General features: G+C 67.1%; 10 protein-coding genes. 2 read left to right on the top strand and 8 right to left on the bottom strand.

All coding sequences use genetic code 11. The annotated features are described in order from the left end of the window. Positions 1 to 35 precede the first annotated feature (35 nt). The 7 genes from HUS56_RS01935 to HUS56_RS01905 form a co-directional block, all read right to left on the bottom strand. Entirely contained in the window at positions 36 to 893 is an 858-nt protein-coding gene (locus tag HUS56_RS01935; RefSeq protein ID WP_173921731.1) for a DnaJ domain-containing protein, read from the bottom strand. Positions 894 to 898: 5 nt separating this feature from the next. Next, positions 899 to 4630 carry a MobF family relaxase gene (gene mobF / locus HUS56_RS01930; protein WP_173921730.1) on the bottom strand — a complete coding sequence of 1244 codons (3732 nt, stop codon included), beginning with the start codon at positions 4628 to 4630 and terminating at the stop codon, positions 899 to 901. 340 nt (positions 4631 to 4970) lie between these two features. Next, entirely contained in the window at positions 4971 to 5570 is a 600-nt protein-coding gene (locus HUS56_RS01925; protein WP_173921729.1) for a hypothetical protein, read from the bottom strand. 565 nt (positions 5571 to 6135) lie between these two features. Then, complete coding sequence (locus HUS56_RS01920; RefSeq protein WP_173921728.1) at positions 6136 to 6558, bottom strand: hypothetical protein; 423 nt, start codon at positions 6556 to 6558, stop codon at positions 6136 to 6138. A gap of 14 nt (positions 6559 to 6572) precedes the next feature. Next, positions 6573 to 6953 (bottom strand): hypothetical protein, encoded by a 381-nt coding sequence (locus tag HUS56_RS01915; protein ID WP_173921727.1) that lies wholly within the window; start codon positions 6951 to 6953, stop codon positions 6573 to 6575. Continuing rightward, entirely contained in the window at positions 6950 to 7567 is a 618-nt protein-coding gene (locus HUS56_RS01910) for a DUF6349 family protein (RefSeq protein WP_173921726.1), read from the bottom strand. The genes HUS56_RS01915 and HUS56_RS01910 overlap by 4 nt, the downstream gene beginning before the upstream one ends. Beyond that, positions 7564 to 7815, bottom strand: a complete 252-nt coding sequence (locus HUS56_RS01905; RefSeq protein WP_173921725.1) for a glutaredoxin domain-containing protein — start codon at positions 7813 to 7815, stop codon at positions 7564 to 7566. The genes HUS56_RS01910 and HUS56_RS01905 overlap by 4 nt, the downstream gene beginning before the upstream one ends. A gap of 773 nt (positions 7816 to 8588) precedes the next feature. Here HUS56_RS01905 and HUS56_RS01900 point away from each other — a divergent pair. Then, positions 8589 to 8936 (top strand): Lsr2 family protein, encoded by a 348-nt coding sequence (locus tag HUS56_RS01900; protein WP_173921724.1) that lies wholly within the window; start codon positions 8589 to 8591, stop codon positions 8934 to 8936. A gap of 17 nt (positions 8937 to 8953) precedes the next feature. Here HUS56_RS01900 and HUS56_RS01895 read toward each other — a convergent pair whose 3' ends face one another. Further along, on the bottom strand, positions 8954 to 10486 hold the full coding sequence (locus HUS56_RS01895; RefSeq protein WP_305792485.1) for a DUF262 domain-containing protein: 1533 nt from the start codon (positions 10484 to 10486) through the stop codon (positions 8954 to 8956). Positions 10487 to 10920: 434 nt separating this feature from the next. Here HUS56_RS01895 and HUS56_RS01890 point away from each other — a divergent pair, with 434 nt between their 5' ends. Next, positions 10921 to 11760: a TIGR02391 family protein gene (locus HUS56_RS01890; protein ID WP_173921722.1), complete on the top strand. Its 840-nt coding sequence runs from the start codon at positions 10921 to 10923 to the stop codon at positions 11758 to 11760. Positions 11761 to 11764: the final 4 nt, after the last annotated feature.

Raw genomic sequence — 11764 nt, 5'->3', positions numbered from 1 at the left:
ACGTGTCCGCCTCAAGCAGCCAGTCGAACGGGTAGTCAGCGGTCAGTGAGCCGCTGATTACGGCCGCTCAATCGTGGCTTGACACTCACGACGCCACGGTCGTCGACGAGCTGCCAGTATCCGGTCACGACGCGACCCCACAGGTCGACCGTCCGCCATTCGCCCGCGCGAAGGTCGTATCCGAGCACCTGTGAGTGTGAGGGGAACAGCAGTGCGCGCTCGGCATAGAGCAGCCGCATGTTCGCGCGTTCGGCGAGCTCAAGCATCTTGACCCAGCGCTTCCGAGCCCAAACCGCGATCAGCTGAAGCATGAGTTCGCCACCGGCGAGCACGGCGAGTCCCATCAGGAGCGCGCCCTCTAGCACGAGAAGCCCGTCGGCACCGAGGCCCGCGGGGCTGACCGTCACCGGGGCCATGCCCATTGCCGTGACCATGAGTGCCGCGAAGGATCGACGTAGGAAGCTCCGTCGTGGGAGGTACGCGAGCACGATCGCCACCACCAGGGCGACGATCACCATCTGCAGCGAGACCATCTGCAGCACTGCAGGGGGCCCGCTTGCAGCGGGAATCTCAGTGATCCCGGCTCCCAGCATGGCCGCAGCGATCGTCAGCACGACCGCAGGCACGATGATCGCTGCAACGACGGCGACCCACCTCGGAATCTTGCGGCGCTCGCGCGCCCTCTCTGCCTGAGCGTCATACGCGGCCCGACGTGCAGGGTCGGTGAGGACTTCGCCGGCGGAGACGACGCGCGCGTGCTCACGCGTGGTGCGGCGATTACCGACCAGGTCGGGGTGCGTGGCAAACGCGCGCTCGGTGAGCGCCGCCTCCACCGCCTCGGCAGACGCGCCAGGGGTGATCCCGAGCGTCTCGTAGTGATCGTCGTGCCGCATAGCGCTCACGGTAGACGGATCCGCTGACGTGTCGTTTGCTCGGCGGGCATCTGTGAGTAACGCGACGCGTCGTCCGAACGCGGCACGTTGACGGCCGGGGCGGCTGCCTCGACGTGGGGGAGCGCCGTGCGGGCGATCTCGTAGTCCGTGCGCCGCTGATGGTTCAGGTCATCGATTGGGCCGAGTGGCGTCGACGAGGTGACGCCCCACTTGTCACGGTAGGCGGCAATCGTCACCGCGTGCTCGCGCCAGTCGTCTCCGCCTGGTATGCGGAGCCTCGATGTCCATGGTTCACCTGCCGCGATAGCGTCGTCGAGTACGCGCTCGGCGCGATCACGGATGGCGGTCGCACGCTCGTCGAGCGCACGCTGCATGTCGGCGTGGTCGCTGCAGATCACCGGGATGAGGCCGGCGATGCGTTCGCGCCTCGCCTGGGGGGCGTTCGCCGAGGCGATCGCGAGACGGTCGGTGAGTCGCTGGTGGACGACCGCGGCCGCGTCGTTGGCGGTGTCGAGGCGACGAGCGTGCACCGCCTCCGTGATGATCTCCGCGACCGGGAGTTGCTGCTCGTCGAGGCGACGCATGAGCGCCACGAGCGCGTCGTAGCCGCCATCGCCGCGAAGCTGCGCGTGTAGTTCCTCCCCGAGCGACGCGCTCAGCACGGCGCCGTACCGTTCCGCGGCGATGTGCGCGGCCAGGGTGTCGTACTCGGCCGCGAGTTGCCGGATGCTCGACACTCGCGCCTGCTCGCCTCGAGCCGTTGCGGTTGCGGACGTGTCCGCGCCGGTCGAACGGAGCACCGACTCGAGTACGTCGCGCCAACCCCGCTCGAGCTGCCGGCTCGTGTCCGAGTCGGGGACACCCGCCGTCACATACGCCTTGTTCGACTGCTTGCCGCGGGTGAGGCCGACGTACGCGACCTCTCGGGTCGTGGTCTCGTCGACGAGCATGTGCGCGGTGTCCACCGTGCGGCCCTGCGACCGGTGGGCCGTGGTGGCGTAAGCGAGTTGCACGTGCTCCCTGAGGTACGCGACCGGGAGCGTCACGCGTGCGCCATCCGCGTTCTCAACGACGGCTTCACCGTTCCGGCGTAGCTTGACGACGGTCCACTCCTGACCGTTGCGCACCCACTCGCCATGCGAGTCGCGCAGCGTCCGGTTGTTGTTCCGAGTGACGACCCTGTCGCCAAGGTGTGCGCGCAGCTGCTCACTGATCCCGGCTGACTCGTCGCCGAGCTTGCCAGCCTCCCTCAACCACTCTTGGGCGTGGAGATTCAGCGTACGAACCTGGGCGTTGTCTGACGCGATTAGCAGCGACTCGAGGCCCGCCGCGACATCCGCCCTCCACGCGGCAAGCGCGTCGGCGAGCATCTCGTCGCTGCTTCCTGACTCCATGCGATCGTGCGCTGCATATGCGTCGATCGCTCCGACGTCACCGAGTCGTAGCAGCACCGAGGCATCCCGCTCCCACTCGGCCGTGAATCGCCACACCTGGTCGAGCTGCGCGGCGCGATCGCCGCGCTCGGCGACGATGAGCGAGAACGCGCCACCCGCATCGACCGCGCCGAGCTGTGCCCAGTCGCCGACGAGCAGCAGCTTCGCCCCCGCCGCCGCGGCCTGCGCGCGGAGTTCGTCGAGGGCGAGGGTGCCGCTCATGCCGGCCTCGTCGACGATGACGAGTTGCCCCGGGCGCATGGCGAACCGGGGCCGATCGCCGGTCGACCCGGTGATCCACATCGCGGTGTTCTCGGTCTCGATGCTGAGCGCGTCGCCGAGGACACGCGCGGCCGCGGCCGATGGGGCGAGCCCGATCACGGAGTGTTGCCCGTGCTGGTGCTCCCATAGCTCGCGCAGCTTCGCGTGCGTGGTCGTCTTGCCCGCCCCGGCGGGGCCGACGAGCACGTCGACGGCGAGTCCTGACGTGGCGATGCGGGCGACCGCGTCGCGTTGGTCTGTTCCGAGCATCCGACCGTCGTTGTCGGCAGCATCCAGCATGGCCGCGATCGCGTCCGCGCCGACGCTTAGGTTGCTGGCCTGATGGGATGCCGCAACCAGGCGGCGCTCAGCATCCAGAAGTGCGCGGGTGGTGAACAGTTCCCGCGCGGTCGGCGCGAATGCGCTGGCGCCGTCCGATTGCCGGAACTCGCGTGGTGCGTGCAGTGGGTTCCGAGGCGTCAACGGCACCGCGGCCGCGACGACCTGGTGGAGCACCCGACGCGAGGCGTTATCGCGGTCGAGGATGCTGCGGAACGTAACGGGCTTGAGCGCCCGGTGCACCTCGGCCAGCGCGTTGGCTCGAGTCCACGTCGTGCGGGACGCGGTCAGCGCGGCGAGGACGCGACCGGCGACCTCATCGACGTCGACGACGTTGGCGAGGTCGTCGCCGTGCAGCGACCACTGTGACTGCAACGACAGGCGCCGGTGTCCGGCCTCGACGACGCGTCCGACGAGCCGGTCGGGGTCGGTGATGCGTGCAGCGCGCTCTCGCCACCACGCCGACAGCTCCTCGAGCGAATGCACGGTCTTGGATGCGCGGGTGCGCCGGGTCGCCGCCTGCCGCATTCGCCAGATCTGGAATCGCGACGGCTCCTTGCCGGTCGCCGCGCGGTACTCCTCTATGAGCTCGTCCTTGGCCTGTGCGATCTGCGTCGATCGCTGCGAGAACTCGTCGAGCAGCGACGACGGGATACCGTCGATCTCCCACTTCCGATTCCGTGCGGCGACGCCGAGTTCGTCCGCGAACAGCGCGCGGCTCTCCTGCGAGTCGTTGAGGTTCCGCTCGTTGAGGAATCGGGCATACCGCTCTGGGTGGCGATCCACCGACCGCTCCGTCCATTGGACGCCAAGCCGGTTCGACAGCGCGTCCATGAGCGCCGCGTCGTACGTCTCAGACAGCGTGACGACGTGAGGCGACAGCGCATGCCGCGAGTCGATGGTGCGCCACTGTCCGTCCGCCGTCTGGACCCGGTTCGCGATCAGCAGGTGGGTGTGCAGCTGCGGGTCGCCCTCTCGCGAGTCCCAGTGGTCGAACCCGGTCGCGACCGCGCCAAGTACCTCGAGTTGAGCGACACCCCCGGCGCCGGCTCGGGTGCGCAGCGCGTCACGCTCGAGGATCGCGAGGGTCTCCTCCAGGGCCTGCTCATGTGCGGCCTTGATCTGCTCCTGCACCGAAGCTGGCGATAGCGCCCAGAGCACGCTGACCGACTTCGGCGGATTGAACACCAACTCGAACCCCGCGACGGATGACGGCGGGGTGTGCGCCGTCTCCTCGGCGATGATCTTCGCCACCGCGTGCTCGCGCGTCGCGTCATCTAGTGACGTGTCGAGCTTCTTCACGCGCGCGTCGATTCGTTCCTCGAGTGTCGCGACGACGACGTACTTCCGCGCCAACGGCTCACCGGTCAACGGGTGTGCGCCGGCACCGAAGAGATGCGACAGCTCGGAAGGCGTCACGGTTCGCCCCTCGGCGACACCGAGACCAGCGACACCGGCGCCGTACCAGCGCCCGGCCGGCGTGCCCTCGGCCGCGTAGTAGTCGACTGCGTCGCCCCGGCCGGCCTCGGCCGCGACAGAATCCTGGAAGTACCGCCACGCGTCTTCGCCCGACGCGATCTTCACCATCGAGATCATGACGTCGCCTGTCGCGCCCGGAACGCCGCGACGCGGCATCGCGTCGAGCAGTACTGCTGACCTGCCCGAGCCCGCGACATGTCGGCCTGGCACGATGCGTTCGCGCACGTCGTCCGTCGCGGCGCGGCGACACGAGCCGCGTCGTGCCACGCACGCTTGCGGCATGTCGCCGAGCAGAACCGCTGACGCGACACGGCCGACACGAACCACGACAGGCAACCCTCGCAACGGCGCGCCAGTACGGATGTCGCCGCGTCGCGACCCTGGCGCGACACACGGCGACGGGCCGCGTCACGACACGCCTGCGAGCAGAACGACGTGTGCTGAGTGCCCCCGACGAACCGGCGACGACATTCGCGACACCACGACGCGAACCGTCGATGTCCGATGCGCTGCGGCGCGTGCGCCGCGTCGCCGAGCAGCGTCATCGCCCGCGATAGCTGACGCGTCATCGTGTCGCCTCCATCCCTGAGTTGGCGACGAGTGGAAGCATCCCGTCAGCGGCGGACGCGACAGCACCTGAACCGGCGAACACGTCGACGAGTTCGTCGGCTGCGGGGTCGTAGCCGAGCATGTCCAGCACCCAACGCGTCCACTCGGGTGGCTTGGATCCGAGGAAGCCCTGCGGGCGTACAGACGCAACGAGGAGGTCGCGGACCCTTAGCCCGGTCGCACGATCGCGCCTCGGCCGCGGCACGTAGACCACGACGGGCTCCCACGCATTGACGACGCGAGCTCCGCCGGGCAGTGCGTTCGGTCGGCTCCAGATCGCGAGCTGCGCTCCCTCCGGCGCGGCCGCGAGCAACAGCGCGGTCGACGTCGCATGGCCGGCGATCGCCCACCCGTCGTACTCGGCAGCGAGCTGCTCCACGAGCGCCGCATGCGAAGCCGGGTCGTCCCACACCCTCGCCTCAGGGTGATGGTCCGGCTTGCGCCCGTTCCGACCGCTGCCGCCGCCGTCCGAACGGACGCGACCCGCGCCGCGACCATCGCCGTACCAACGGTTCGCGCGGCCGAGGTACGGGGGATCAGCGATCGCGAGGCGCATCCGCCGCACCCCCACACGGGTAGCTGTTCTGTTTCATGCCCTACCGATGGGGACGCCCGCGCATTTCATGTAACGCGGTTGCGACGCAGCCGCCCTCAAGTGCCAGACGTGTTCTGCTTCGATAAGCGGCAGGCACCGCCTGGGGTCGGTCGAGGCGCAGGCCGGCCTCGCCCCGTCGGATGATCTGTGGCAGGCTCGCGCTGTGCCTCAGGGACGCCCGACGCAGTCAGACTCGCTCGTGGCAACTTTCCACCCGCGACAGTCCCGGAGCGCTCGCTGCTCTCGGTGTCGAGTCCTCGCGTCCGAGAGCCGAGCTCGCCCTCTCAAGCCGGCACGCACACGTGCCAGACAACATCGTCCTCGAACGAGAACCCTCATGTCGCGGTGCAGGCGTCGACACACGCCACGCCTCACGCTCTCCCATTGGGGACGTCGCCGCCGCGTATCCGGTCGCGGCTGGACAGGAGCCGCCGATGACGGAGACCGGCGACGATCGACGGCGAGGTGGCGACATGTCACCCACGACACGAGGCGCGACATCCGCACATGGTGAGGCCGTCATCGGTCAGGTCTGCTGGGCCACCGCCGGCCACGGGAAGAGGGCGGCTTCCTGGAAGAAGCCGACCGGTACACCTCCGTCGCTGAAGCGAACGCCGCTGTGCTCGCGGGAGCCGTTTGCGTGCGCGATCGCAGCGAGGACGAGCGCGGCGTTGTCGCGGTCGAGACCGGGGATGACCTCGGAGAGGTCGACGGCTGGTCCACCGAGCAGCGACGCGGCGATCGCGACCACTCGCTGTTCGCCTCCCGACCATGCGCCGGCCGCGGCGAGCAGCCGGTCGACGTCGATGGCGACGAGGTCGCCGTGCGGGGCGAGCCACGGCGCGCCCTCGCGAATGGCTTTGCCTTGCCGGATGAGGAGCTCGACGCCAGCCTCGGTGGGATACAGGCCTCGGGCCCAGGCTCGGACCCGGGATTCGATGTCGTTCATTGCGATGCCTTTCGTCAACGGTTCTGGTTCCTGATGCGGTACTGCGCGCGGCGTCGCGCTCGCGCGGCGGAGAGCGTCACGTGTTCGGCTGGCCCGTGGGGTGGGACGCCCCACCTCGAGTGGTGCAGACCGTCGTCTTGGCCGTAGCGGCCGCTCTCGCACTCGTCGAGGTGGGCGCAGTCGTCGCAGACGTGACCGCTTGATCCGCCCTGGTTGAGGCCCTTCGCGCTGCCGCAGTCGCGGCATCGGTAGGTGGCGAGGTGCGCCTTCCAAAGCCGGCGGCGCTCGGCCTTCGGCGCAGCCTCGTATCTGGCCCAGTCGAACGGCGGATCCTGCAGGGGCACCCAGTCGTCGTCGAGGTCGAAGTCGAAGGTGAGCTGCAGCACCTGGCTCATCGTGCGTTCTCCGTGTCCGCGAGGTCGTAACCCTTCCACGGCGATCGGCCTTCGACGTGGCGGCTGGCGAGGCTGGCGCGGGCGGTACGGATCGGCGCGCCCTCGACCTGCCAGTCGACCGGCTGGTGTTCCTGCGCCCACCTCGTGATCCGATTGGAGCGGGCGGCGGGCGATTCGTGGTCCTTGAGCGGCATGACCGGCAGGTCGCGCCACCCGGGCCATGCGTGGTCGTGCCACGCCTCGACGACGCCGTTCTCGTTGCCGGCCGCGACCCATTCGCAGGCGTCGCACTGTGCACGGTGGAGGAGAGCGCCGACGCAGCTGCAGCCGCGCGGATGGTCGTACGCGACGCTGCAGCGGAGATCCGCAGTCATGGTCGTGAAGGTGTGGCCAGCCGGCGCCGGATGGCCGGTGGCCGACACCCACATGTGCGAGCGGGGGTGGCTCCCGAAGCTCCCGTGCCGGGCGACCCACGCACGGAACGCAGCTGCGAGGTCGTCGACGATGTAGAAATCGCCGGTGTAATGCATCGGCGCACGACCCGTGTACTCGGGAATGGGCGGCGGCGGCAGGAGAGCGGCGAGGTCGAACTCGAGCTGCATCACCGCGGTCACGCGATCACCTGCCCGGCCTTGGCGATGAGGTCGGTGTGGTCGGGGCGGACCCCCGACCAGTGGCCGTGACCGTCGACAACGACGACGGGCGCCTGCCGGTAACCGAGTTCGTCGAACACGTAGCTCATCGCGGCCGCGTCCATCGAGAGGTCGACGACCGTGTACTCGAGTCCCGCGCCGTCGAGCGCGCGACACGTTGCCGTGCACTGCACGCAGTCGGGCTTGCTGTAGACCGTGATCCTGCTCATCCCCGCATCCCCTTCCGTTGGCCCCACCGTTTCGGAGGGCATCCCATCTGATACGCGGAGTGAGCGCATCGGAGTGGCGTGGTGCAACCCCAAGCGCTGGAAGTCTCCACGCATGGTGCGGAGCACCGTCCCGAGCCATCCGCCCACCGCACTCGGGGTTGCGGCTCGACACGCAGATGCGAGCATGGAGTGTTCAGATGGGATGCCGGCCGGCTCGAGACATCGAACTCGCGTTGGTTGGGAGCGCCGGGTAAGTGCGAAGTGCGGCTGCCTGTGGATACCGATTCACGGATCGCAGCTCGCTTGGCGACGCCGGATAGCCTGACCGCGTGCAGGAGTTTGCCTCAACTGAGCCCGACTGTCCGAGCTGTGCCACGAGGTGCGTGACTGGTCTCGGCGGCGTGATCTACTGCCGCACTTGCGAGATCGCGGTGCTCTGGACGGTGAACAGACCAGGCGCCGGCAACCCGGCGTACCAACCCGGCGAAGTGGACCGGCTGGGCGAGCAAGAGGTGCCCTCCTGAATCGGCATCGGACTCCTTGCGATGGCGGATATTGAACCCGTCGCCGGGCTTGCGCAAGATAGCGTGGCGCAATTGCGCCATAGATGCCTCGCCAGAGACGCTGGCCGCGGCGGCCCGCTTATCCTTGGGGTGCGCCGAAGTGATCAATACCATCTTCTGCGTAACTTGCCGTGATGGTCGCACTTCGTCATAAGGCGCGGGTCACTATGCTGCACATGCCCGGGCTGAACCAGCGAGAGGAATGCGTCATTGTCCAAGAAGACGGTTGTCACGCTCATCGACGATATTGACGGTACGGAGGCGGCCGAGACCATCACCTTCACCCTCGACGGCAAAAGCTACGAAATCGACCTCTCGGCTGACAACGCCGCCAACTTCCGCTCCGCGCTTGCGCCGTACACCGCGGTGGCCCGCAGAACCGCCCGCCGTTCCGCCCGCCGCGGCGTCAGTTCCAGCGGCGCGACGTTGAAGGAGATCCGCGCTTGGGCGGCCGATCACGGCATTGTGGTTCCGGCTCGCGGCCGCATCCCCGCTGACGTGCAGGAGCAGTATCGCGCAGCCATCGGATTGGCCAGTAGACAGAGCGTTCGCCGCTAGGGACGCATGCTGAAAATTCAACGGGGCCAAGCTCCGATGGCGAGCCCGGCGAGCTCTTCTGCCCGCTGCTGAGCGGCGCCAAAGTTCCAACCGTTTTCAAGCTCGGAAAGCCGGCGCGTGAGCGCGAACTTCGACTCCGAGTACGTCGCGACCTTCTCCTCGAAGGGCTTGTCCTCCAGATTGCCATTCAGACTTCGTTCAAGTAGTGCAAGATTCTGCAGCTGATCTCGCAGCAGTGCGAAACGATCGAAGTCATCGTCCGTGTCGAAGCGCTCGCGGTTGCTAGACCTGGCAAAGATATGCTCGACTGAAACCGTCTTGGCGCTCCAGTCGGGCATGGCGTCTGTTGGCTCGCCGAGATTATCGAGGTACTGACGCTCCAGGCAGGCCAGCAGGTACTTTGCTCGCGTGGTCGTGATCGGACCGAAAGCCATGAAGGCCTGTCGGAACGCTGAGTCATCTGGAACTAGGTCATCCATCATCGGCCGGATATCGGTCGCGGACTTCGCGGCCCCGCTCGTGACTGCCACTGCCGCATCGCAGAAGGCCTTCTCGGCAACTCCACCGCCGAGCGTGCCGGCCATCAGCGCGCGGACCGACCACGCGGCAACAGTGTCGACGAAGCGGGTTGCGTTCGAATGGGACCAATTCGCAAAGGCCGCAAGAAGTAGCGGCGTACTTGCCTCGAATCCGAAGCGCCGGAATGCTAGGAGCGAGTCTTTGATCTCAATGGCCTGCGAGGACCATGACGCGTCATCGGGCTCGCGCAATGCGACGTAGCGCGCCAAGGCCTTCTCGGTGTGCTCGAGGTACTTACGCACCCCTGCCGCACCACCGCTGATGTCGGCCTGCAACGCCTTGTATAGTCCACGGTTCGTAACCTGGCCTCGGCGAGACATGTACTCGTACCGAAGAAACTTGACGAAGTCTTCTGGCTTGTCAAACCGCGAGCTCATTCGAGTCCACGACGCCTGAGCGAACGCGATGGCGCTCGCTCCTGCCTCGCTGAAGAGGAAGTTCTTGAGGAGGTCCGCGGTCGTGAGGTCCGCCCCCCGGTCGTTGAGAGTTTCAAAAATCACATACGCTTCGGGCAGACCAGTCGCGACCGCAAGCAGGACTTGGACGTTCTTATCGAGGAATGTTACGAGCTCGATCAACTGCCGGTAGTCATCCTCCGACGGAGCGCGATCGTCTGCACGGGCCTTGAGTTGCCAATAGGAACGGGACACACCATCCGCTTTCGCAACGCGCGGCGTGCTGACCAGAATGGCATCGTACGCCGGCTGATCTTCGGGACTGAGCGTCAGCTTCGAGATGGTCTCTTCCTCGGCAAGCACGTAGTTGCTTAGGTGCGTGCTCTCGACGGACTGGGCGGGCATGTCCTTCTTGAGCTCGCGAAGACGATCACGAACGGCTGCGATGAGCAGCGCGGTCGTCGTAATGCGCTGCTGACCGTCAATTATCAGCTTGCGATTGTCTCCATTCGGGGCGTCGGCAAGCACAACTGTGCCCATGAAGTACGAATTTCCATCAGCCCTCGCCTTCTCAATGTCTGACTAGAACTCTGTGACATGTTCTTCAAGCCATGAATAGCGTCGCTGGAAGGGCGGAACGACGAGGAGTTGGTCGGAGAGGAGATGTCCAAGTCTGTCATGATCGAACTTCGCAGGATCAGCCACGATCGAAGACTATGCCACCGCGGCCCTATCAACGCCCCGTACGGCCGGTTCCAGCGGCAGCGCTTAAAGCTCGCGGCGCGCCGGTCAGCTATCACCAGGAACGGCGTGGTGATCTCATGCAACGGCATGGTTCGTGAGGGCTGCCTGGGCAGCAAGGTCCCTGTCGCGCCTCACGCATGGCAGAGAAGCGCCGTGCTCGCACGTGGCGCCGACCCGAAGAGGCTCCAATTCGAATCGTGGTGACTGTGCCGCACGGTGGATGCGGTGCGCTACGTTGACCAAATGCGGATGCACGGAACTCGCGAATGAGCATCGCAGCCGAACCGTCCGAGGACATAGCAGTCACGATCGCGGAGGTCCTCACCGTGGGCGCACGCGAGCTGGGACTGATGACCCCCTCCGAGGCCGGGCTGCTGATCGCCCGCGCCATGCACCTCTCAGAGAAGCCGGAGTGGTCAGTCCCGAACATGCGCGCACACGCCGAGGCAAGCGCGCGCGCGCAGGCCCGACGCGTCAACAACCAGCGGGAGCTGCCCGACGCATACCTGCAGCTCAACCTCCCGCAGGTGCTGACTGACGCGTTCGCCTGGCTGATCTCACGCGCCCTCGTCGGGCCAGCATCCCTTAACAGCGGGGCGACCGGGGAGTACAGCCTGACCACCGCTGGCATCGCGGCGGCGGAGTCCGCTGACATCGGCCGCGCGGAGGCGTCATACCGCCTGCACGCAGATCTTCACCCGGCATTGGAGGAGGCGAGGACGCTGTTCGAGCGCGGTAGCTACCAGACCGCAGTCTTCGCTGCCACTCACCAGGTTGAGCTGCGTGTGCGCGAGCTGTCGGGTGCCGGTCCAGAGTTGTACGGGGACCGACTCATGCGAGCCGCATTCAATCCCGAGTCCGGCCCACTTGCCACGGGAGATCTGAAATCGGAGAGGGAGGCGATCGCGAATCTGTTCGCCGGCACAATCGGTGCGTTCAAGAACCCGGCGAGTCACCGAGCGGTTGAGTTCGACCATCCCACCGAAGCGGCCGACATCATTCACCTCGCAGACCTACTGCTGCGAATCGCCGAGCGAAGCGCCCGGACAGGAGCCATTGGGGCCGCGCCGGCCGTCGCAGCGGCGCTTCGCCAGAACCAGACATAGCCCT

The sequence above is a fragment of the Agromyces sp. Marseille-P2726 genome (assembly GCF_902809835.1).
Lineage (GTDB): Bacteria > Actinomycetota > Actinomycetes > Actinomycetales > Microbacteriaceae > Agromyces.
The sequence above is the reverse complement of the archived record's forward strand: the minus strand, read 5'-3'. Positions and strand labels throughout refer to the sequence as shown.